The sequence below is a fragment of the Streptomyces rubradiris genome, from assembly GCF_016860525.1.
Classification (GTDB): domain Bacteria; phylum Actinomycetota; class Actinomycetes; order Streptomycetales; family Streptomycetaceae; genus Streptomyces; species Streptomyces rubradiris.
The window spans coordinates 429,053-451,178 of record NZ_BNEA01000015.1; the positions used below are offsets into that span (position 1 = coordinate 429,053).

Annotated in this window: 19 protein-coding genes; 9 read left to right on the top strand and 10 right to left on the bottom strand. The window is 74.2% G+C overall.

From position 1 onward, the window contains the following. Positions 1-87 precede the first annotated feature (87 nt). A complete protein-coding gene (locus Srubr_RS15350) occupies positions 88-963 on the bottom strand; it encodes a helix-turn-helix domain-containing protein (RefSeq protein ID WP_189989765.1) in 876 nt (291 codons plus the stop codon). Between the two features lie 793 nt (positions 964-1,756). Here Srubr_RS15350 and Srubr_RS15355 point away from each other — a divergent pair. Continuing rightward, on the top strand, positions 1,757-2,362 hold the full coding sequence (locus Srubr_RS15355) for a GNAT family N-acetyltransferase (protein WP_189988805.1): 606 nt from the start codon (positions 1,757-1,759) through the stop codon (positions 2,360-2,362). Here the strand turns inward: Srubr_RS15355 and Srubr_RS15360 are convergent. From Srubr_RS15360 to Srubr_RS15370, 3 genes are all read right to left on the bottom strand, one after another. Continuing rightward, the gene (locus Srubr_RS15360; RefSeq protein ID WP_189988807.1) at positions 2,331-3,374 is read right to left on the bottom strand and encodes an acyl-CoA desaturase; all 1,044 of its coding nucleotides are present in this window, start codon (positions 3,372-3,374) and stop codon (positions 2,331-2,333) included. The genes Srubr_RS15355 and Srubr_RS15360 overlap by 32 nt on opposite strands. Positions 3,375-3,400: 26 nt before the next feature. Further along, positions 3,401-4,648: a beta-ketoacyl-[acyl-carrier-protein] synthase family protein gene (locus Srubr_RS15365; protein WP_189988809.1), complete on the bottom strand. Its 1,248-nt coding sequence runs from the start codon at positions 4,646-4,648 to the stop codon at positions 3,401-3,403. A gap of 610 nt (positions 4,649-5,258) precedes the next feature. Continuing rightward, positions 5,259-5,999, bottom strand: a complete 741-nt coding sequence (locus Srubr_RS15370) for a lysophospholipid acyltransferase family protein (protein ID WP_189988811.1) — start codon at positions 5,997-5,999, stop codon at positions 5,259-5,261. Between the two features lie 116 nt (positions 6,000-6,115). Here Srubr_RS15370 and Srubr_RS15375 point away from each other — a divergent pair, with 116 nt between their 5' ends. The 3 genes from Srubr_RS15375 (at position 6,116) to Srubr_RS15385 (ending at position 10,114) form a co-directional block, all read left to right on the top strand. Continuing rightward, positions 6,116-7,408 carry a cytochrome P450 gene (locus Srubr_RS15375; protein ID WP_189988813.1) on the top strand — a complete coding sequence of 431 codons (1,293 nt, stop codon included), beginning with the start codon at positions 6,116-6,118 and terminating at the stop codon, positions 7,406-7,408. Between the two features lie 87 nt (positions 7,409-7,495). After that, positions 7,496-9,115 (top strand): peroxidase family protein, encoded by a 1,620-nt coding sequence (locus tag Srubr_RS15380; RefSeq protein WP_189988815.1) that lies wholly within the window; start codon positions 7,496-7,498, stop codon positions 9,113-9,115. Positions 9,116-9,418: 303 nt separating this feature from the next. After that, on the top strand, positions 9,419-10,114 hold the full coding sequence (locus tag Srubr_RS15385; RefSeq protein WP_189988817.1) for a response regulator transcription factor: 696 nt from the start codon (positions 9,419-9,421) through the stop codon (positions 10,112-10,114). A 5-nt stretch (positions 10,115-10,119) separates the two neighbouring features. Here the strand turns inward: Srubr_RS15385 and Srubr_RS15390 are convergent, their stop codons facing one another. Then, positions 10,120-10,644: a sensor histidine kinase gene (locus Srubr_RS15390; RefSeq protein WP_373313322.1), complete on the bottom strand. Its 525-nt coding sequence runs from the start codon at positions 10,642-10,644 to the stop codon at positions 10,120-10,122. 815 nt (positions 10,645-11,459) lie between these two features. Here Srubr_RS15390 and Srubr_RS15395 point away from each other — a divergent pair. The 3 genes from Srubr_RS15395 (at position 11,460) to Srubr_RS15405 (ending at position 13,664) form a co-directional block, all read left to right on the top strand. Beyond that, positions 11,460-12,374, top strand: coding sequence for a YceI family protein (locus Srubr_RS15395; RefSeq protein ID WP_189988818.1), 915 nt, complete (start codon positions 11,460-11,462; stop codon positions 12,372-12,374). A 117-nt stretch (positions 12,375-12,491) separates the two neighbouring features. After that, positions 12,492-13,127, top strand: coding sequence for a YceI family protein (locus tag Srubr_RS15400; protein WP_189988820.1), 636 nt, complete (start codon positions 12,492-12,494; stop codon positions 13,125-13,127). A 327-nt stretch (positions 13,128-13,454) separates the two neighbouring features. Further along, the gene (locus tag Srubr_RS15405; protein WP_189988821.1) at positions 13,455-13,664 is read left to right on the top strand and encodes a hypothetical protein; all 210 of its coding nucleotides are present in this window, start codon (positions 13,455-13,457) and stop codon (positions 13,662-13,664) included. A gap of 87 nt (positions 13,665-13,751) precedes the next feature. Here the strand turns inward: Srubr_RS15405 and Srubr_RS15410 are convergent, their stop codons facing one another. Both Srubr_RS15410 and Srubr_RS15415 read right to left on the bottom strand, forming a co-directional pair. Further along, positions 13,752-14,012, bottom strand: coding sequence for a hypothetical protein (locus Srubr_RS15410; RefSeq protein ID WP_189988823.1), 261 nt, complete (start codon positions 14,010-14,012; stop codon positions 13,752-13,754). A gap of 26 nt (positions 14,013-14,038) precedes the next feature. Beyond that, positions 14,039-16,207: an acetoacetate decarboxylase family protein gene (locus Srubr_RS15415; RefSeq protein ID WP_189988825.1), complete on the bottom strand. Its 2,169-nt coding sequence runs from the start codon at positions 16,205-16,207 to the stop codon at positions 14,039-14,041. Between the two features lie 237 nt (positions 16,208-16,444). Between Srubr_RS15415 and Srubr_RS15420 the strand changes: the two genes are divergently transcribed. Continuing rightward, a complete protein-coding gene (locus tag Srubr_RS15420; protein WP_203855028.1) occupies positions 16,445-17,440 on the top strand; it encodes an acyl-CoA desaturase in 996 nt (331 codons plus the stop codon). Here the strand turns inward: Srubr_RS15420 and Srubr_RS15425 are convergent. The 3 genes from Srubr_RS15425 to Srubr_RS15435 all read right to left on the bottom strand — a co-directional run bounded on the left by Srubr_RS15425 (position 17,422) and on the right by Srubr_RS15435 (position 21,321). Continuing rightward, on the bottom strand, positions 17,422-18,171 hold the full coding sequence (locus Srubr_RS15425) for a bestrophin-like domain (protein ID WP_189988829.1): 750 nt from the start codon (positions 18,169-18,171) through the stop codon (positions 17,422-17,424). The genes Srubr_RS15420 and Srubr_RS15425 overlap by 19 nt on opposite strands. Before the next feature lie 83 nt (positions 18,172-18,254). Continuing rightward, positions 18,255-20,630: a hypothetical protein gene (locus Srubr_RS15430; RefSeq protein ID WP_189988831.1), complete on the bottom strand. Its 2,376-nt coding sequence runs from the start codon at positions 20,628-20,630 to the stop codon at positions 18,255-18,257. 232 nt (positions 20,631-20,862) lie between these two features. Beyond that, the gene (locus Srubr_RS15435) at positions 20,863-21,321 is read right to left on the bottom strand and encodes a flavodoxin family protein (RefSeq protein ID WP_189988833.1); all 459 of its coding nucleotides are present in this window, start codon (positions 21,319-21,321) and stop codon (positions 20,863-20,865) included. Between the two features lie 97 nt (positions 21,322-21,418). Between Srubr_RS15435 and Srubr_RS15440 the strand changes: the two genes are divergently transcribed. Then, positions 21,419-22,075, top strand: a complete 657-nt coding sequence (locus tag Srubr_RS15440; protein WP_189988835.1) for a class I SAM-dependent methyltransferase — start codon at positions 21,419-21,421, stop codon at positions 22,073-22,075. Positions 22,076-22,126 lie beyond the last annotated feature (51 nt).

Below are 22,126 nucleotides of genomic sequence, written 5' to 3' on the forward strand. Positions count from 1 at the left end.
CCATTCGGGTCAGGGGTCGGGCCCTCGCGTCGGCGCGTGCGGGGGCGGTTGCGCGGGGTGGTGCGACGGGCGGATACGGTCGGCGGCTCACCACTCCTCGCGCAACTCGGCGAGCAGGGCCTCGGTCTTGCGGGCGGACGGCGCCTGGGCGCTCAGCCGGTCCAGGGCCTCCCGGTAGACCACCACCTCGTCGGGCTTGTCCAGGTACTCGGCCCTGGCCAGGCCGCTGAGGTAGGCGATGTCGGGCAGTTCGCGGGCGCGGAACCGGAAGAGGTGGAAGGCGCCGGCCCACAGCGCGGGATGCGGTCCGCCCGCGAACGGCATGACCTGCACGGTGACGTGGGGCAGCCGGCCCAGCTCGATGAGGTGGTCGATCTGCGCGCGCATCACCCGCGGGCCGCCGACCGGCCGGCGCAGCACGGTCTCGTCCATCACCACCCACAGCCGCGGCGGTCGGGCCCCGGTCAGCAGCTTCTGGCGACGCGTGCGCAGCGCTACCCGGCGTTCGGTGGTCTCGGCGGGGGCGTGCGGGTAGGACGCGGTGAGCTGGGCGCGGGCGTAGTCCTCGGTCTGCAGCAGGCCGTGCACGAACTGGTTCTCGTAGCCGCGCAGGTGCAGGGCCGCCTGCTCCAGGCTGAGGTAGGCGGGCAGCCAGTGGGGCACGACGTCGCGGTAGGTGTGCCACCAGCCGCGCTTGTTGGCCTCGCGCACGGACTGCAGGAAGGTCTCGATCTCCTCTCGGTCCGTGACGCCGTAGACCTGGAGGAGTTTCTCGGCGTCCGCGAGCCGCAGCCGGGCCACCTTGGCGGCCTCCATGCGGCGGATCGTGGAGTGGCTGACCCCGATGGCCGCGCCCGCCTCGGCGAAGCTGAGGCCGGCCCGGGTGCGCAGCTCCTCCAGCCGTCTGCCGAGGATCATGCGCAGCACGGAGGGCGCGCCGCCCCACTCGGTCTCCCCGGTCACGCCCACCCCCTCGTCGGCTTCGGCCGTCCACGTCGGTTCCGGCCGTCCGCGCAGGCGGATCGGCTGCCGGCCCATTCGATCACGTTCCGTCGGATGCAGCATGCACTTCGCCACTTGCAAATTTCAACTTGCCGGTTGCGATGCCTGGTTGGCAGATGCCAGAGTGGTCCCGCTGCTCCGGCCGACCCACGGAGCAGGCGGCACGTCCGGCCAGGGAAGACAGGCCGCGGGCAGGGCCTTCCGGCAGGCAGCGCGAGCGTGCGCCGCCCGAACGGCCGGTCCGCCGACCGCGACCCCGCTCACGAGGCCGGACGGAAGGCGGACGGCGATGACTCCGTCTTTCCCCCCGACGGCTCCCCCGCCCGGCCGCCGACCACCCGCCGTCGCGGACCGCTCCCGCGCGGCGGGGGTCGCACCCCGGCCGTCGGCCCTGCCGGCAGCCGGCGACACAGGCGTCGGCGAGCGTGCCGCCCGGCGCGCGGGCACCGCGCCGGCGTCGGGCGGAGCGGGCGCGGTGCCCCGCCCTGTGAACCACCCGGAGGCGAGTGTCCTGGTCGACTCCCTGGGCTCTGCGGCCCCGACCGGCTCGCCTCCGGGCTCACCGCACGCCCCCCTGAACCACGCCTCCCCTACGACATCCGGCCCGGCCCGAGGCCGGGAGGCGAAGCGGAACCGGTCGAGGCCGGGAAGCGCAACGGAACCGGGCGGGGCCGGGAGGCGGAGCGGAATCGGTCGTGCCCGACCGACGGAGCGGACATATGCTGCGAAATGCCGCCCGAAGGGAGTGCTGCTCATGGCCGACACGCCCACCGACCCCACCGCCGTACCACCGCCACAGGAGCCGTCGGCGTCCCCGCCCGGCTCCCCCGCCGGCGAGCTCACGCTGCGCCCGCTCGGCTTCGAGCACCTGGCCGCCGTTCTCGACCTCGGTCACCGGGTGTACGACACCGGGGCGATGCCCTACACCGGCTGGTCGCTGTCGGCCGTCGCCGGGCACCTGGACGCGCCGGACCCGGCCTGTCTCGTGCTGCTCGACGGGGACCGGGTCGCCGGGTTCGTGCTCGGTTCGCTGTCCTTCGAGCAGCGCGCCGACTGGGGCTACCTGGAGTGGATCGCCGTCGACCCCGACTACCAGGGGCGCGGGGCGGCCTCCCGGCTGGTGCGGGAGTGCTGTGCGCGACTGGCCGAGGCCGGCGCGGTGTGCGTGGTCACGGACGTGGAGCGGCGCAACACCGCCTCGGCCGAGCTGATGCGCCGCAACGGGTTCGCGGAGGAGGCCAGCGTCAGCCTCTTCGTCCGGCCGCTCACCGACGCGCCCGCGACCGGAACGGGCCGGGCCCGGGGCGGCTCCGGGCCACGCCGTCACCTCACCCGCGCGGCGGCCGAACGGGTCCGCTGACGCCGGCCCGGTCCGCCCCGGCCCTCCCTGCCCCGGCCCTCCCTGCCCGGCCCCGGTCCGCCTCTGCCGGGCCGTCGGCGTGCGGCTCGCGCCGGGCCGGGCGGCGGCGGTGGTCCGGCCAGCGCACGTCGTAGGCCCAGCCGAGGCGCTCGAACCAGCGGATCAGCCGGGCACTCGCGTCGAGCTGGCCGGTGAGCACGCCGTGCCGGGCACTGGTGGGATCGGCGTGGTGCAGGTTGTGCCAGGACTCGCCGAAGGACAGCGGGGCCAGCCACCACACGTTGCCCGAGCGGTCCCGGCTGCGGAACGGGCGGGCACCGGTCGCGTGGCAGATGGAGTTGACGGACCAGGTGACGTGGTGGACCAGGCAGATCCGGACCAGCCCGGCCCAGAACAGCGCGGTGAGGGCGCCCTGCCAGGACCGGGTCAGCGCCCCGCCGAGCAGGGCGGGCAGGGCGAGGGAGGCGAGCACCAGCAGGCCGAAGCGCCGGGAGATCAGCATCAGGGCGCGGTCGCGGACCAGGTCGGGCGCGTAGGCGCGGGGCGAGGCGTGCTCGGTCTCGAACAGCCAGCCCAGGTGGGCGTAGAGCATGCCCTTGGCGAGGGCGCGGGGCGAGTGGCCGTACCGCCAGGGCGAGTGCGGGTCGCCGTCCCGGTCGGAGTACCTGTGGTGCTTGCGGTGGTCGGCCACCCAGGTGATGAGCGGGCCCTGCACCGCGAGGCTGCCGGCCAGCGCGAGCGCGATCCGCAGCGGCCGACGGGCCTTGAACGAGCCGTGGGTGAAGTGCCGGTGGAAGCCGACCGTGATGCCGAGCCCGCTGACCAGGTAGAAGACGACGGCGAGCGTGAGGTCCACGGGGCTCAGCCCGTGCCGCCAGGCCAGCGGCACAGCGGCGAGCAGGGCGAGGAACGGTACGGCGACGAAAACGCCGATCATCAGCTGCTCGCCGGTGGGCCAGGACCGGCCGCCGGCCACCGCCGGCGGGGCGGCGTCGGAGAACTCGGAGGACATGACGGCCCTTTCTCCGCCCGGGCGGACTAGTCGGCGGCGGTGAAGGCGAGTACGGCGTTCTGGCCGCCGAAGCCGAAGGAGTTGCTGACGGCCGCCGCCATCCGGTGCGGACGGGGCACCTTGGTGACGATGTCCAGGTCCATGGCCGGATCGAGCGTGTCCAGGTTGGCGGTGGGCGGGATCAGCTGGTGGCGCAGGGTGAGCACGGTGCAGGCCGCCTCGATGGCTCCGGCGCCGCCGATGGCGTGCCCGATGGTGCCTTTGAGGGCGGTGACGGGCGGGGGGCGGCGGAAGACGCGGTGCAGCGCGTTGTGTTCGGCGGCGTCCCCCTGAGGGGTGGCGGTGCCGTGCGCGTTGACGTGGTCGATGTCCTCCGGGGCCAGACCGGCGTCGGCGAGGGCGGCACCGAGGGCGCGGGCGGCACCGTCGCCGTCGGGGTGCGGGGCGGTGAAGTGGTGGGCGTCGCAGGAGGCGCCGAACCCGGCGAGCAGCGCCTGGGGGCGTACGCCCCGGGCGCGGGCGTCCGCGGTGCGCTCCAGGACGAGGACGGCGGCGCCCTCGCCGAGGACGAAGCCGTCCCGGTCCCGGTCGAAGGGGCGGGAGGCGGCGTCGGGGCTGTCCGCGCGGCGGGACAGGGCGCGCATCTGGGCGAAGCAGGCGGCGGTCATCCGCAGCCGGGCCGACTCGCTGCCGCCGGCCAGGACCAGGTCGCAGCGGCCGGACAGCAGCCAGTCCCGGGCGAGGCCCAGCGCGCTGGTGCCGGAGGCGCAGGCGGTGCTGACCACCATGTTGGGGCCGAGCGCGCCGAGGTCCAGGGCGATCTCCGCGGCGGCCATGTTGGGCACGCTGCGCGGCAGCGCCAGCGGGGAGACACGCTCGGGGACGGCGTCGGCGAGCCGGTCGAACTCGGCCTGCCAGCCCTGCATGGAGCCGGTGCCGACGCCCATCACCACGCCCACCCGGGCGCCCTCCCAGCCGGCCGGGTCGAGCCCGGCGTCGGCGACGGCCTCGCGGGCGGCGAGCAGCGCGAAGGTGGTGAACCGGTCGAGCCGTCGGGCCAGCCGGTGCCCGAGCAGGGCGGGCGCGTCCAGACCGTGGACCTGACAGGAGAAGGCCACCGGCAGCCCGGCCAGGGCGGGGTCGACGGCGGCGGTGGACTGCCCGGCGCACAGTCCCGCCCAGGCCGCGTCCCGGCCGATGCCCGCCGGGGTGATCAGACCGAGTCCGGTGACGGCGACCGGGGCCCGGGACGTGCCCGTGTGCACCTGTTGCATGAGCCGTGATTATCCGCACCGCACGGGCCGGCCCCGCGCTACGACAGCTCGTTCGGCCAGGGAAGAGGCGCGCTACCACCCGGATGCGCGAACGGAGCGAGCGGATCCGCTCACCCCGCACGCCGATACGGTGCCCGGCCGGGCGGTGCGGTTCTGTACCGGGCCGACCGGGGGCGGTGCGGTGCGGGCCTTCCCGAGCCGGCCGGGGGCGGTGCGGTGCGGGCCTTCCCGAGCTGGTCGGGGGCGGTGCCGTGCCGGGCCCTCCCGGGCCGGGTTGGCCGGTACGGTGCCCGTCCAGGCGGGCTCGGCCGGTACGGGGCGGTGCCGCTCGGCGGGGTTGGCGGTACGGTGCGGTGCCGCTCGGCGGGGTTGGCGGTACGGTGCGGTGCCGCTCGGCGGGGTTGGCGGTACGGTGCGGGGCGCGTCCGGGCGGGCGGGCTTGGCCGGCATGGTGCCCGCCCCGTCGGATCAGCCGCTCCCCGCCGCCCCAGGCGCCTCAGCCGAACCAGCCGCCTCAGGCCCAGTCGAAGCAGCCGCCCCAAGCCCAGCTGAACCGGTCGCTCCCCACCGTCCCAGCCCGAGCCGAACCAGCCGTCCCACGCCGGCCGAATCAGCCGCTCCCCGCCGGCCCAGGCTCGGTCGGACCAGTCGCTCCCGCCACCCCCGGCCCTCTCGGATCAGCCGGTTCCGCCGGGCCGTCCGCCCTCTCCGCCAAAGCCCGGACCGCGGTCGACCATGCCTCGGCGAGGGCGGTTTCCAGGGTGGTCACGGGGTGGTCGGCGGTGTCCAGGCGGAGGGCGGGGCCGATGTGGACGTGGACGCGGGGGCGGCGCAGCGGCGCGGTGGCCCAGCCGGCGAGCTGCTTGGCGCGGCTGCCGGAGGAGACCCGGCGGGCGCCGGCGTGTCCGAGCGGGATCACGGGCGCGCCGGTGGACAGCGCGAGCCGGACCGCCCCGGACTTCAGGCGGCCGGGCGGGCGGTCGTGGGAGGCGCGGTAGCCGGGCAGGCCGCCCTCGGGGTAGATGAGCACGTCCCGGCCGGCGGCCAGGGCGTCGGCGGCGTGCCGGAGGGCGTCCGGGGCGCGGCGGCTGCCCCGGTGCACGGGTACGTGGCCCTCGCGGGTGAGGGCCCGGCCGAGCACCGGCACCCGCCACAGTCCGGCCGTGGCCAGCACGGCGGGACGCAGGCCGAGCCGGTGCAGGGTGCCGAGGAGCAGGACCGGGTCGAAGAACGAGGTGTGGTTGGCGGCGAGGAGACGCCCGGTGCCGGGCGGCCGCGCCAGATGGCCGGTGCCGGTCACGCTCGTGTCGCTGAACACGGGCACCAGCGCCCCGGCCCACGCCGACAGCATCGGGCTCTCCTCTCCGCCACGTCCCCGGACGTCCATCGTCACCCGCGCCCGGCCCGCCCGCACCCCTCTGCCCCGAATGCCCGTCCGGCGTGCGGTGGCCGGGGGCCGGTGGCTGAATGACCGGCATGGACTTCCTCGCCGCCTATGACGCGATCCCCCAGGACGACGTCCCGCAGCGGGTGGCTCTGCTGCGGCGGGCCATGACGACCGGCCGGGCGGAGCTGTTCGCCGAACTGCGCACCCACCGGCCGGTGTTCGGCACGCCCATCGGTGTGTTCGTCACCCGGCACCCCGATGTCCTGGAGGTGCTGTCGGCGCCCGAGACGTTCACCGTGGGCGTGTTCGGGCCGGCGCTGGAGGAGGTGCTCGGCGGGCCGTTCATCCTCGCCCGGGACGGCGCGGACGTGCACTGGCGGGAGCGCGGGTACGGGCAACTGATGCTCGCCGCCGAGGACGCGCCCAGGGTGCGGGAACTCACCGCGCGGATCGCCGACGAGGTGCTGGACGAGGCGGTCGGCCGGGGCACGGACACCTTCGACCTCGTCCAGGACTACGCCCGCCTGGCCGCCGCCCGGGTCGCGGTCGCCTATCTGGGCTTCACCGGCATCGAGGAGGAGACGCTGCACTCCTGCACGCGCCGGATGCAGTGGGCGTTCGCCATCAACCCGGGGCGTGACCCGGAGATCCACGCGGCGGGCGTGGCCGCCGGCCGGGAACTGCACGACCGGGTCGCCGAGGTGATCGCCCGCCGCCGGTCCGCGCCGGGCGACGACGGCCCGGACGACGTGCTCGCCCGGATGCTGCGGACCCGGCTGCCCGCCGAGTACGGCTTCGACGACGAGCGGGTCAACGCCAACCTGGTCGGCTATCTGACGGGCTATCAGCAGAACGCCACCCAGTGCACGGCCACCGCCCTGAAGGAACTCGCCGTACGTCCCGAGGTGTTGGCGGAGGCGGAGCGCGCTGCGGGCGAGAGCGACCCGTCCCGCTTCGACGCCTATGTGTGGGAGGCGCTGCGCTTCCACCCGTTCGTGCCGGTCACGCCCCGACTGTGCGTGCGCGACCACCTGCTGGCCGCGGGCACCGCGCGGCAGACGCTCATCCCGGCCGAGAGCGTGGTGCTGGCCTGCTTCGCGTCGGCGATGTTCGACGAGGAAGTGCTCGACGCGCCGGACGAGTTCCGGCCCGGACGCCCGCCCGCGCACGACCTCGTCCTCGGCTACGGCGCCCACGACTGCGTCGGCCGGTACGCGGCCCGGGTCATCGTGCCCGAGCTGGTGCGGCGGGTGCTGCTACGCCCCGGCGTGCGCCCGCTGCCCGGGGCTGAACGCGCCCTGGACTACGCGGGCACCCCGTTCCCGCAGCACTACACCGTGCGGTCCGGCCGCGACGCCGTGCCCGCGCCCTGACCGTAGGGACGGCCGGTCCGCGGACCGGCCGTACCAGGCGTCGACCGATCCCTGAAGCGACCGATCCGCGAACCGACCGGAGGACCGATGACCGTCACCTCCCGACCGCCCCAGGAGGGGACGCCGCCCTGGACCGGGGCCAGGGACAGGTCCCGGGACGGGCTGCGCAACCGCTTCGAGACACATCTGCTGACCCACTACGGCCCGGCCTGGCAGGCGGCCCAGCGCAGCCGGTGGCTGCACCGCAGGCTCAACTCCCGGCTGATCGACCTGGCCGTGCTCAAGGCGCCGCCGCGCCCCAACCCGCTGAGCACCAAGGCCCCGTACACCTCCTGGGACTCGCTGACCGACCGGTCCTGGGTGGGGCGGCAGCTGCCGCCGGTGACCGGGGTGCGCCGGGACCTGCCCGCCCCGGAGCGGGTGGCCGAGCTGTTCCGGCGCGAGGGCGAGGGCCGCTGCTGCGCCCGGTCCACCGCGCTGCTGCCGGCGTTCGCGCAGTGGTTCACCGACGGCTTCCTGCGCGGGCACGCGGCCACCGGCGATCCCCGGCGCACCGACTCGCCGCACACCCTGGACATGTGCCAGCTCTACGGCGACCGGCAGGAGGTCACCGCCTGTCTGCGCGCCTTCCGGGGCGGCCGGCTCAAGAGCCGGATCGTCGACGGCGGCGAGTTCCCGCCCGCGCTGTGCGAGGGCGGGCGGATCAGGGAGGAGTTCCGGGCGATCCGGCCGGTGCGGTTCGACGAGGTACCCGAGGAGTTCGTGGACACGCTGTTCGCGTGGGGCGGGGAGCGGGCGCACGCGCACATCGGGCCGATGGCGCTGAACGTCCTGTTCCTGCGCGAGCACAACCGGGTCGCCGGCCTGCTCGCCGCCGCACACCCGGACTGGGACGACGAACGGCTCTTCCAGACCACCCGAAACACGCTGATCGTGCTGATGATCCGGGTGATGCTGGAGGAGTACATCAACCACATCACGCCGTACCACTTCGGTTTCGTGCTCGACCCGGTGCGCACCGACCGGGGGGTGTGGCACCGGGAGAACCGGGCGACGATCGAGTTCAGCCTCGTCTACCGCTGGCACAGCCTGATCCCGTCGACGTACACCATCGCGGGCCGGCCGGTGCCGCTCGCGCACACCATCGCCAACGGGCGACTGGTCCTGGACCGGGGCCTCGGCCCGCTGTTCGAGGATCTGTCCCGGCAACCGGCCGGGCTGTCCGGGCTGTTCAACACCGACCCGCTGCTGCTGCCCATCGAGGAGCGCAGCGTCGCCGTCGGCCGGGAGCTGCGGCTGGCCTCGTACAACGACTACCGGGCCTACTACGGCTTCCCCCGGGTCACCGAGCCGGGGCAGATCTCCGGCGACCCGCGGGTCCAGCGGGCGCTGATGGACGTGTACGGCGACGTGGACGCGATCGATCTGCACGTGGGGCTGTTCGCGGAGGAGCCGGAGCCCGGGGCGATCTTCGGCCGACTGCTCGAACGGATCATCTCCGTCGACGCGTTCTCCGAGGCGCTGAACAACCCGCTGCTGGCGCCCCGCCTGTTCGGGCCCGCCACCTTCTCCCCCGAGGGCTGGGAGGTCATCCGCCACACCCGCAGCTTCTCCGACCTGGTGCACCGCAACCTGCCGGAGGACAAGGGGCGTTACGTCGTCTCGCTCGGCCGGAGCGCGGCGGACACCCGGGCCGCGGCGGCCTGAGCGGTCCTCGGGACCGGTGGGCCGGGCGACGCGCCGTCCGCGCGCCCTTGGGTTCCGCCGATCCGGCCCACCGGCACACCTCCCAGCGTCATTACGGTCGTACGTGAGGGTTGGTCGTGTCGCGCACCGATCCCAGGGCCGCGCGCAGCCGGTGTCCGTCGGTACAGGGCTTTGTGCAGGGCCTGGGAGCCAACAGCAGCCTTCTGCATGCCCGCTGCCGGGTTACCGACCCAGCCCCCGAAATGCTCGGCCGGTTCTGTATTACGGTGCTGGAACTCGCGGGATCTCGTTGGGGGAGAAGCGTTGAGCGCTCGGATTTTGGTCGCTGAGGATGACGAGAAACAGTCTCGGCTGATCCGGGCCTATCTGGAACGGGAGGGCAATGCGGTGCAGGTCGTGGCCGACGGTCGCGCCGCTCTGGAGAAGGCGCGCTCGATCCGGCCCGATCTGATCGTGCTTGACGTGATGCTGCCGTACGTCGACGGACTCGACGTGTGCCGCATCCTGAGAACCGAGCCGGGCACCGCGGACGTCCCCATCCTGCTGCTCACTGCCCGCACGACCGAGGAGGACATGCTCCTCGGGCTCGACCTCGGCGCAGACGACTACCTCACCAAGCCTTACAGTCCGCGCGAACTGACCGCGCGGGTACGGGCGCTGCTGCGGCGGGCCAGGAAGTCGGCGCCGGCCGGGACGACGCTGCTGCGGGTCGGCGAGGTAGAGCTGGACACCGCGCGGTTCGAGGCCCGGGTCTCGGGCCGGCCGGTGACACTGACTGCGAGGGAGTTCTCCATCCTGGAGTCGCTGGCACGCGAGCCCGGGCGGGTCTTCACCCGGGCACAGATCATTGAGCGGGTCTTCGGCTTCGATCAGGAGGTGCTGGAGCGTACGGTCGACGCGCACGTGATGAACCTGCGGCGGAAGCTGGAGGTGCCGGGAAGCCCGAGGCTGCTGGAGACGGTGTACGGACGGGGTTACCGGCTCGCGGAGGGAACCTGAGTGGTTCACAGGGGCGGGGCCGGGCGCGCGCTCAGGGTGATGGTGAACGTCGTGCCCACCCCGACCGTGCTCGCCACGTCGATGGCGCCCCGGTGGTCGGTCACGATCTGCCGGGCGATCGCCAGGCCGAGGCCGCTGCCGCCTGTCGCCCGCCCCCGTGACGTGTCCGCCCGCCAGAAGCGGTCGAAGAGGTACGGCAGGTGTTCCGCCGGTATCCCGTCGCCGGTGTCCCGCACCTCGACAACGGCCGTCTCGCCGTGCGGGACGAGGGCCAGTGTCACGCGCCCGCCGGACGGCGTGGCGCGCAGCGCGTTGCCGATGAGGTTGCCGACGACCTGGCGGAGCCGGTCCGCGTCGGCGGTCACGTACACCGGGTGCGGGGCCTCCACCTCCAACGTCACGCCCGCCGTCCCGGCGCGGGCGCGGTACGCGGTGCGGGTGGCTTCGAGGAGATCTCGCAGGTCGACCTCGGAGCGGTGGTACGTGAGCGCGCCGGCTTCGGCGAGCGCGAGGTCCTGGAGGTCGTCCACGATCCGCTGCTGGAGCAGCGCCTCCTCGTGGAGGGAGTCGAGCAGTTCGGGCGTCGGTCGAATCGCAGCACCGGGCGCGGGTCGACCAGAACCGGGGGCTGACTGCCCGGCGGGCGCGACTCTCGGCCCGCGAGGGTATCGGGGAGGCGGCACACTCTGGCACGTGGCCCAGCGCCCTTTCGGTCTCCCCCCGGCCTCGCGTGGCGTCTCTCCGTCGTCACCCGCGCCGGACGGGGTACCGGTGCCGCGGTCACGGCCCGCCTGCGTGCGATCGGCGCGTCGCCGCCCGCCGGGACGCAACCCTGCGCGAGCCGGACCTCACCCACGAGGAGTGGCGCGCGCTGCGGGTCGCCGCATGCGGCATGCCCCTCCCCTGAGACAAGGAGCGGGACCTGGACGGGCAGTGTGGATATCGAGATGCTCGTCGATGTCTGGCAGCGCCTCCTTCTCACCGGCCCACGGAAGGACGGCGGCACGGCGAGTTCTGTGTCAGGCCCGTGATGAAAGCGCAGATCGGTTGTGAATTTCCGGGCTCTTTTCCGTGCCCTTCACCACAGCATCGCCGCAAAACAACGAATCGAGCTGTGGCGATATGGTCGGCCGATGTACCGGTATGCGGCCCCACACCCGTCCCCAAGTGGGTTGAGCAGCTTCCACACCGGCTCGAGTGACCTACTCGCAGAGCGCTTTATGATCATCGGCGAACTACTGGCTTTGCGTCCGTCCTCCCGTCGCCGACGTTTCTTGACGACGGGGAATGCAAGAACTCTGACCGAGTCGCGTGACCGAGGCGCAGAAGAAGAAGGGTGAACTCCATGGCTCTCGGGCTGCTCCGTCGTCGGCGTTCCCGTGGTGCCTCCGGTGCCGTGTCGAGCATCTCGGTCCCGCTGCCGCCCGGCGCCGGGGCGTGCGGCTTCGAGGTGCTCGATCCCATGGGGCAGCCCATGGGCGGAGCCGAGGTCACCGTGACCGCGCTGGACAGCCACCGGATCGCGACGCGTGGCACCACGGACCCCCACGGCTACTTCATAGCCACGCTGCCACCCGGCTCCTACAGCGTGATGATCGTGGCCGAGGGCCTGTCACCTGCCCGCGAGAACCTCGACATCGCGGCCGGTGTGGCTCGGCCCACCGCGCAAGTCGTGCTCCAGCCCGCCCGCCAGTTGGAACTTCCGACAGCCGGTACCTGGCTGTTCGACCCTCCGCACACCGCGATCCGGTTCATCGCCAAGCACGTCGGCATGGCCCATGTCCACGGGCGGTTCACCCGCTTCCAGGGCAACCTCCGCATCGCTCCGGACATGGCCGACTCACAGGTGGCGGTACGCATCGACGCCTCCAGTGTCACCACGGGCAACAACACCCGCGACAACCATCTGCGTTCGGCCGATTTCCTGGACGTCGAACGCTACCCGTACATCGACTTCACCAGCTCCCGGTTCGCCCACCTCGGCGGCTCCAAGTGGACCCTGCACGGCACCCTCACCATGCACGGCACCAGCCGCTCCGTCAGCCTCGACACCACCTACCTCGGGTCGATCAACGGGGGCTACGAACAGGAACTGCGCTGCGCGGCCCTCGCGAAGGCCGAACTCCATCGGGAGGACTTCACCCTCAACTGGCGCTCCATGCTCGCCCGCGGCATCGCCGTCGTCGGGCCGACCGTCCAACTGGAGTTGGACGTACAGGCGATGTACCGCACCCACGACACGCCCACGCCACCGCAGTAACAGTCGTAGCGGGTTCACCGTCGACCGCATCCCCTCGGGCGGGGTCACCGATCGGGGCAGCGCCCCGGCGACACCTTGGCAGCACAGAGCGATTCAGATGGGAAAGGGCTCACGATCATGGGTATCTTCGGCCGACGCCAGACCGCCGTCAGCGAGCCGGCCCCGGCTCTCGCGGGGGCCACGTCCCGGGGTGTCGCACTCGACCCGGCACTTCAGGCCCTGACCGGGCGATGGACGATCGACCGCCCGCACAGCCACATCGGATTCTCCGTACGGCACGCCATGGTCACGACGGTCCGGGGGGCTTTCACCGATTACGACAGCACGTTGTACTTCGACGGAGCCCAGCCCTCCGAGTCGCGGGCCGACCTCGTCATCCGGGTCGCCAGCGTCGACACGGGCGTGCAGCAAAGGGACGCGCACATCATCGGCGCCGACTTCTTCGACGCGCGCCAGTACCCGGAAATGACCTTCCACAGCACCTCCACCGTCCACGAAGGCGGAGAGACCTTCCGCATGACCGGGGACCTGACCATCCGCGGCGTCACCCGGCCCGTCGACCTGCACATCGACTACCTCGGCTCGGTTCTGGACCCGTTCGGCTTCGAGCGGGCCGGCTTCGACGGCACCACTACCATCGACCGCACCGAGTGGGGCCTGGTCTACAACCAGCGCCTCAAGGCTGGGGGCACCATGGTGAGCGAGAAGGTCCGGCTGCAGTTCGACATCTCCGCGATCCGGTTGACGTCGTAGGCGGCGGAAGCGCCCGGAGCCGAAGCAAAACCGTTGGGCCGCTCGGCTGCTCCAGGCGTGGACCGGCTCGTGGACACCTGCCTGGAGACCGAGCGTCTCACCCTGCGCCGTTTCCCTGCCGATGACGCGGACCTGCCGATCGAGCTGGACAGCGGCCCTTCGGTGACGCGCTGTCCGGCCAGCGGCAGTAGCTGCTCGCCGTCGGCAAGTCCTTCTCCGCTGACTCGGACGGGAGCCCTCGAAGACGGCTGGCCCCGTATTCATCCCAGCGTCGTCCCCGCGCCAACGGGGGTTGTCCACCGGCCGAGTTCAGCCCGACGCCCTGCCATGGGCCGTCACCACGCGAGCGGCAAGCTCCTGCGGGTTCTCCCCGCGCAGCGGGCCGCCCTGCGCCACCAGCGGTGCCAACTCGGCAGCGGCGGTTCCTATGTCGACGGCCCGGCCCTCGCGCACGCGCCCGCAGTCCGGCAGATCACCGAACGCACCACGGCCTTCGCCGGAAAAAGTACGGGAGACGGCGAGAGACAGTCCGGGTAAAGACGGGAGTGTCCGCAGGAGGGTGATGAGCGTGGAGGTCTGCCGCAACCTCGGGGTCTGCGGCCTTTCCCTCCTCCGTGGCCGTGTTCAGTCGCCGGCTGCCGCGTGGGTGCGCAACGCCTCGGCCGCGGTGCGCAGTTGCTCCGCCGCCGTGGCGCAGGCGGCGGCCTGCCGTTCCAGCGTGGGCCGGCTCCACTCCGGGGCCGCCGGGCAGCCGGCGAGCGTGTCGGCGGTGGCCCGCAGCCGCCGGGCGTACTCGTCCATCAGCTCGGCGTCCGACCGCAACGCCTCGGCGCGGTCGAGGAGTTCGGCGTCGTACGACGTGACGTCGGGGGACTCGGTCACCATGGCGGGGCTCCCGTGGGGGTGGGGCGTCAGCGTGGCAGGACGGCGCCGGCGCTGCGGTGGAGCATGAACTGGGGGCAGGTGAGGACCAGTCGGGGGCGGGCCGTGGCGATGCCGAGCCGGCGCAGATGGCCGGCGAGGGGTTCGGCGGCCGGGGTGTCCAGCCGGAGCCGGATGCCACCGCCGCTGTGCAGCCGCAGCCCGCCGTGGGCCCGGACCAGGGTGCGGATGGTGCTCTCGCCCCGGCGCCCGTAGAGGATCCAGTCGGCCTCGGGGCAGCGGGCCCCGGGCCCGAGGCGGCCGTCGACGGCCAGGCCGAGCTCCGGGGCGCGGACGGCGAGGTCCCGGCCGGTCAGCCTGGCCTCGGCGCTCACCCGGACCGCGGGCTGGCCCCAGATCTCCCGGGCGACGACCCGCGCCTCCTCGCTGGTGACGGCGAGGGAGACGACGTAGCGGCCGGTGCGGCGCAGGTCGACCCGGCGCAGCAGGTCCAGGGCCACGTCATACGGGCGGGGCCGCCACAGGTCGTCCACCAGCACGGAGAGGGAGATCTCGGTGTACGGGCCGATGGTGGTGCAGCGGTGCTCGTACAGCGACAGCACCGCCAGCGCCCGTCGGCCCAGCCGGCTCGGGGTCATCCAGGTGACGCCGGGCAGCAGTCCGCGGGCGGTGTCCGCGTCGACGGGGAAGCACAGGTGGGCGGCGGAGGAGTCGTAGTAGCGCACGGGCACGTCGACCGGGCCGGCCGTGGTGGGCAGCGAGGTGGTGGGCAGGGTGAGGAAGGGGTAGCCCTCGGGCGGGTTGGCGCGGTCCTTGAGCTGGTAGGCCTGGGTGCGCACGACGGGGCCGCGGTAGGGGGCGAGGGCCTCGTCGACGCGTTGACGGGCCTCGGGGATGACGGTGCGCAGGTGCTCGATGTACTCGTGGAGCATGTGGCACAGCGGGAACTCGTGGGTGGGCCCGGTGTAGTCGACCTCGTACCAGTTCGGGTGCGGGTCGAACGCGGAGCCCGCACCGCGGCCGTCGAGGACGGGCACGATGTCGTGCTGGTTGGTGATGCTGGCGACCCAGGTGCGCGGGTCGGCGGGCTTCTTGGTGTCGACCGGCGAGCCGACGGCGACGACGTGGGTGACCCGGTAGGTGCGGCAGAACTCCTCGCTCTGGGCGAGGTTCATCACGGCGATCCCGCCCTCGCTGTGCCCGATCAGCGCGAGGTCGGCGCCGCGGGGGATGCCGTAGTCCCGCAGGGCGAGCAGGATCGCGCGGGTGTACGGCGAGTCGGGCATGAACAGGTTGCGCCAGGCGCCGACGAAGTCCTGCGGGGAGTCGGTGCGGGGGCGGCCCGGTGCCATGCCGGGCGCCTGGAGGACATAGCGGACCACGCCGTCCGGACCGCGCACGTTCTGCAGCAGGATTCGCCCGTTCGTGGAGAGCATCTCGATGTTGCGCAGGAAGCCGAGGAACGACCCTTTCGTGGCGATGACCTGCCGTTCCTGGTCGGTGAGGCCGACGGCCTCGGCGGCGCCCTCGCCCCGGTCCAGGCCCGCGAGGTGGGCGGCGCTGACGCCGTGCAGCGGGTCGGCGGACAGTTCGCGGCCGGTGGCCAGCGCCCAGCCCGTCTCGTCGTTGTGCGGGTCCTCGTCCAGCAGGGCGCGGATCGCGAGGAGTTCTGCCATCAGCGGGGCCAGCCCGGACAGCGCGCGCTGGGCCCCCTGGTCGCGGAACAGGGCGCGCAGGGACCGTACGGCCGCCAGGTCCTTGTCGGTGGTCACGGCCTCGGTCAGCCGGCGCATGCCGGGATCGCGCACGAACTCCGGGTGGTCGACCAGCACGGCGGCGATCCGCAGCCGCAGCGAGGTGACCGCCACCAGCGCGGCCAGGCTCTCCCGGCCCAGCACCTCGCCGGCGGTGCCGAGGACGTGGCCCACGCCCTTCGGCGCGGTGATCGCCGAGCCGCCGAGACCGTGTTTGTTGGTCAGGGCGCGCAGCAGGGCCCACTGGGCGGGCAGGCCGGTGCGCGGGCGGCGGCGCGCGGAGGCGGTCAGGGCCGGGGTGAACAGCGCGGTGCTGGTGCGCGCGGAGACCGCGCGGATGCCTTCGGCGACGTCCACCACCTCCCGCGCGCACCGGCGCAGCAGGTCCCTGGCGTCCCGGCCGTCCGGCGCGGGCCGTCCGGGTGCGGTGCCGTCCGCTCGCATCCGACGCTCCCTCGGCTCGGTGACATGGGGCGGAGCCGGGGCCGCGCCGGCGGGCGCGTCCCCGGCTCCCATGGTCGGCCAGCGGGACCGCGCCCGCACCTTCATCCATCCAGGTAGAGGATGCCCGCGCGGGCAGCGCCGCGCGCCGAGCCTGGTGCGCCGTGGCCACCGGGTCGGCGCATAATCGCCGCCCATGACCCCCTGCACCACCCCGTCCCGCCGCGCGGGAGACACACCGTGACCGTGACCCCCGAACACCCTGAGGGCCCGCCCGCCCCGCTCCCCGACACCGTCCCGGTCGGTCTGCCGCTGCGCACCGGCTATCTGCTCACCCTCGTGGTGGGTCCGCTGGCCGTGCTGGCGCTGGTGCTGCCGGTCGCCCTGGCCGGCGGCTGGGGGCCGCGCTGGTACGACGCGGTCCTCGGCGCCGGCATGTACGCGCTGTCCATCATGGGCATCACCGCCGGCTTCCACCGGCACTTCACCCATCTGTCGTTCAAGGCGAAACGCCCGCTGCGGATCGCCCTCGGGGTGGCGGGCAGCCTCGCCATGGAGGGCCCGGTGACGATGTGGGTCGCCGAGCACCGGCGCCACCACCAGTACGCGGACCGGGCGGGCGACCCGCACTCGCCGTGGAAGTACGGCACCACCCGGCGGGCGCTGCTGAAGGGGCTGTGGCACGCCCAGGTCGGCTGGTTCGCCTCCTCACCGGTCCGCTCCCACTACCCCCGTTACGCCCCCGACCTGCTCGCCGACCCGGACGTGCGCCGTCTGGACCGCTGCTATCCGCTGGCCATCGCGGTCTCGCTCGCGCTGCCGCCGGTCCTGGTCCTGGCGGTCACCCAGGACCCGCGGTGCGCGCTGGTCACCTTCTTCTGGGCGAGCCTGGTGCGGTACGCGGTCGTGCACCACGTCACCTGGTCGGTCAACTCCGTGGCCCACGCCTTCGGTCCGCGCCACTACCGCACCCGCGACCAGTCCCGGGACGTGTCCTGGGTGGCCCTGCTGACCTTCGGCGAGGGCTGGCACAACCTCCACCACGCCGACCCCAACAGCGCCCGGCACGGCGGGCTGCGCGGCCAGCCGGACCTCACGGCGTGGCTGATCGCCCGGTTCGAGCGGTGGGGCTGGGCGTACGACGTGCGCTGGCCGGACCAGCGGCGGATCGCGGCCCGGCTGCACGAGGAAGCGGCCGGCCGCCGGGCGCCGCACCGTCAACTGCCCGGGAAATAGCGGGAGAACGCGGACGCGTCGACGGCGAACATGCCGTCGAAGGGCTCGTTCAGCCCGTAGACCAGCAACACGGTGAAGGTGATGAGCGCGGTCAGGCCCATCACCATCACCACGTGGGTGACGCTGCGCCGTACGCCGAACATGAACATGAAGGCCACGGTCAGCAGCCCGCCGACGATCAGCCCGAACCACAGGACGGGTGACAGGGTCTCGCCGACATCCGCCTCCCGGCCGCGCCGGGCGTCGTCCAGCACGCTGAGCTGTGCCAGGGTCTCCTGGAGCGTGGCCTGCTGGGCGGGACTGGCGCCGACGGGGATCTGGCCCGCCGCCCTCAGGTCGTTCAGCAGGTCCCAGCCGCGCCGGTCCGGCGGCTGCCCGGCGACCATGACGGGCCACTCCTCGGACACCACATGGTGCACGTACGCGTCGACGGCTTCCCTGGTGCGTTCACCCGCCGGAGCGGGCAGCCCGGCGGAGAGCAGCCGGATCTGGTGCGCGGCGCTCGCCTCCGCCTGCACATGGTCCTCCGCCGCGGACCGGGTCTCCCACACGGCCACCATCGACAGACCGAGCACGAGGGCGTAGAGCACGCTGACCATCATGGCGATGTACTCGGCGACGTCCTCGCGGGGTTCCTCGTCCGGATCGGGCGGCCAGAAACGGTGCTGGAGCAGCACGGCGCCCGCGGCGACCACGGCGATCCCCAGAACGACGGCGAAGGTCTCGATCATCGGCGCGGTCTCCTGTCGTCTCGATTCCATGTCCCGGCCCGGGAAGGGGGGCGGGGGCCGGGGTGATTGCCGGGGGTTGGGGGTTACTTGCCGATGCGCCGCGAGCCGAGCAGCGCGGCGGCGAGGGCGGCGGGGATCAGCAGCAGGAACAGCACGGCAAGCAGACCGAGCCCGGTCGGCCTGCCTCCAGGACGGATGAACCGGGACATGATGGAGGGGGCGGAGGGCGAGGGGGCGGGGGTGCGGGGGGTTGCGGTGAAGGGGGTGGTGGACTGACCTCCGGTGGCTTGACCACCGGTGGACCGGCCTGCGGTGGCTTGGCCGCCGACCGCTTCGCCTCCGGTGGCTCGGCCTCCGGTTGCCTGGCCGCCGACCGCTTCGCCGCCGGTGGCTTGGCCTCCGGTCGCCTGACCGCCCGTGGCCTGGCCCCCGGTTGCCTGGCCCCCGGCTGCTTCGCCTCCGGTCGCCTGGCCGCCAGTGGCCTGACCGCCCGTCGTCCGGCCGCCGGTGGCCTGTCCCCCGGTGGCTTCTCCCCCGGTGGCTTGTCCTCCGGTTGCCTGACCGCCCGCGGCCCGGCCGCCGGTGGTCTGGCCCTGACCGGTGGTGGCGCCACCTTGACCGGCCGTGGCACCCGCCGCGGCTCCCGCGGTTCCTCCGCCGGCAGCTGCTCCCGCGCCACCGGCAGCGGTCCCGCCACCACCGCCTGCCGCCGCCGCTCCCCCGGCCGCCGCAGCACCGGCACCGCCGGCAGCCGCCGCCCCTCCTGCCGCAGCGCCTGCGGCCGCGCCGGCACCGGCGGCAGCACCCGCGACTGCGCCGGCTGCCGCACCGGCACCCGCGGCGGCCCCGGCACCGGCAACTGCCCCGGCGGCGGCCCCGGCGCCAGCGGCTGCTGCCCCGGCGGCAGCGCCGGCACCGGCCACAGCGCCCACACCCGCACCCGCAGCGGCACCAACCCCCGCACCTGCGCCCCCGGCACCCGCACCCGCCGCCGCGCCGACTCCTGCTCCCGCTCCCCCAGCACCGGCACCCGCCGCAGCACCAGCGCCGACGCCCGCACCCACGCCCGCCGCCACCCCGGCGCCCGCCGCGACACCGGCACCCGCCGCCGCACCGGCACCCGCAGCCACACCCGCGCCCGCCGCCGCACCGGCTGCCGCACCAACGCCCGCGCCGGCACCCGCGGCTGCCGCTCCGGCGGCGGCACCCGCACCCGCAGCCGCGCCCACACCGGCCCCGGCAGCAGCACCGACCCCCGCTCCCGCACCCCCGGCGCCAGCGGCGGCTCCCGCCACCGCGCCCGCAGGCCCCGCGACCGCGCCCACGCCGGGGGCGGGCACGGCCACACCCGGAGCGGGCGCGCCCGGCAGCGGCAGCGGCGGAGGCGGCGGGAAGACGGCACCGGGCGGAATGGGCAGCACCGGAGGCCCGGCGGGCGGCACCGGCCCGGCGGGTGGCACCGGCCCGGCGGGTGGCACCGGCGGCGCGGGGGGCGGAACCGGCGCAGGGGGCGGTGGCAGCGGAGCGGGAGGCGGCGGGGCGGGGAGAGGCGGGGCCGGTGGAGGTACGGGGACGAAGGTCGGGGCGGGCGGTACGGGGGGCGGCGTCGGCGGTACCGGTGGTGGCGGGGGCAGTGGGGGTGGCGGGGGTGGCAGGGGCGGGGGCGGGTTCAGGGTGAACCCGCCGGTGGCCCACGCCTTGAGCTTCGGGGGCTTCTCCGGGCAGCCGTCGGGCCGGAGCGTGGTGAGCCGGTCGGTGCCCTTGACGTGCCCCTCGCTGAGGTACTCCCCCGGGGGCCGCTCGACGATCGCCACGCACCGCGCCGTGACGCCCGGTTCGAGGCTCGGGACGGTGTCGTCGCCCGTCGCGCAGACGATGGCGGGGGGCTGGAGGACCGGGTCCATGAGCCGCAGGTCGTACACCGTGCGGTTGCCGGTGTTGGTCACGTCGTAGAAGACGGTGGCCCGGCCGAGGAGGAGGGCACCGTCCTCGGGGACTTCGCCGCCGGTCGTCACGGTCTCGGTCAGCGACAGCCGCCCGCCGACGCCCGCGTATCCGGAGCGGGCCGACGCCCGGGACTCGTAGCCGAGGGAGGGAACCCGGCCGACGGCCGTGACGTCCGCGATCCAGGTGCCCGGGCGCGCGGTGGACCGCGCGGTGCAGGTCGCCGAGTCGAGGCCGCGGAGCATGCGGAGGTGATCACCGCCGCCGGGGCAGCGGATGACGGCGTCGGGCAGGCCCGGGTCGCTCACCCGGACGTCGTAGAGGTCGGCCCCGGTCCGGTTGATCAGGCGGTACGTCTTCACGAGCGGGTGTCCGACGCGGATGCCGGTCCGGGTCGCCGCCGTGCCGGGCCTGGTGTTGACGGTGACCTCCAGGGCGAGCCCGTGGGTGCCCGCGCCGTCGGCGACGGCGCGGTCCACCGCTCCGGCCGACACGGCCATGATCAGGGGCAGCACCGCGGGAAGCCGGGTCCCGACGGCCCGTCCACACCCGACCAACGATCCGATAAACACATAAATATGACTAACAGAGCGGTTCAGGGCGAGCTTGGGCCCACGCCGGTCACCGCACGTAAGCACACGAGGATCACTCCGGTGGCCGCGCGGAGGGAGCCTGCGCTTCCCCGGCCACGGCGCGGCGGGGGCCGGTGCCTCCCGGACCGCCGCCCGGCGCGGCCGGGGCCGCCGCTCAGTCGCCGGGCATCAGTCCCGCCGCGACCGTGGCGCCCAGTTCCCAGCACGCCTCGGTGTCGGCCTTGCCTGGCTCGCCGGTGACGGTCACCGGCTCGGCCGCCCGGCGCCAGCCGAGGCCGGTGGTGACGGTCTCGACGGCGCGCACGGCACCGGTGACGTCGTTGCCGCCGTGGACGTAGTAGCCGAAGGGCCGGCCCCTGGTCCCGTCCAGGCAGGGGTAGTACACCTGGTCGAAGAAATGCTTGAGCGCGCCGGACATGTAGCCGAGGTTGGCGGGCGTGCCGAGCAGGTACCCGTCGGCTTCCAGCACGTCGGAGGCGGTGGCCGACAGGGCCGCCCGGCGTACGACGCGGACGCCCTCGATCTCCGGTGCGGTGGCACCCGACACGGCGGCTTCGAACAGCGCCTGGCAGTTCGGGGACGGGGTGTGATGGACGATCAGCAGGGTAGGCACACCCGGCACCCTGCCGTGCGTGCGCCGCGGGCGCAAACGGCGGGCGGCGCCGGGCGGCGCGAGGGACGCGTCCGCCGGGGTCGCGAGAGGAGTCGTCATGACCGAGGAGAACGGCCGGACTCCGGCCGCCGTGGTGTTCGACGCGCTGGGCCTGGACTACGAGCGGGCGTACGCCGATTCCACGGCGCGCCGGGCGTCCCTGGACTGGCTGCTGGAGCGGCTGGCGCCGGGCAGCAGGGTGCTGGACGTGGGCAGCGGGACGGGACGGCCGACCGCGCACGCGCTGGCCGGGGCCGGGCACCGGGTGCTCGGCATCGATGTCTCGCCGGTGATGGTGGAGCTGGCCGCCCGGCAGGTGCCCGGAGCCGAGTTCCGGCTCGCCGACATCCGTGACGCGCCGCTCGCGGAGGCCTCCTTCGACGCGGTGTGCGCGTACTTCTCGCTGCTCCAGCTCTCACGCGCCGAACAGGCGGCCGTCGTGGCGAAGCTGGCGCGGGTGGTGCGGCCCGGCGGGCTGGTCGCGCTGGCCACCGTCCCCCTCGACGTGGAGGACGCCGAGGGCGAGTTCATGGGGCGCTCGATCCGGGTGACCAGTTTCGGCGCGGAGGCGTTCACCGGCCTGGTGGCCGGCGCCGGTCTGACGGTGCTGGCCGAGGAGTGCTCCCAGTTCACCCCGGACCTGCCCGGGGCCACGCCCGAACCGCAGCTGTTCGTGCACGCCCGGCGCCCGGACCAGCCGCCCGAGAGCCGGTGAGCCGCGTTCCGCCCGGCGTTGTCGGTGCCCTCGGCTAGAGTTGCGGCTCCG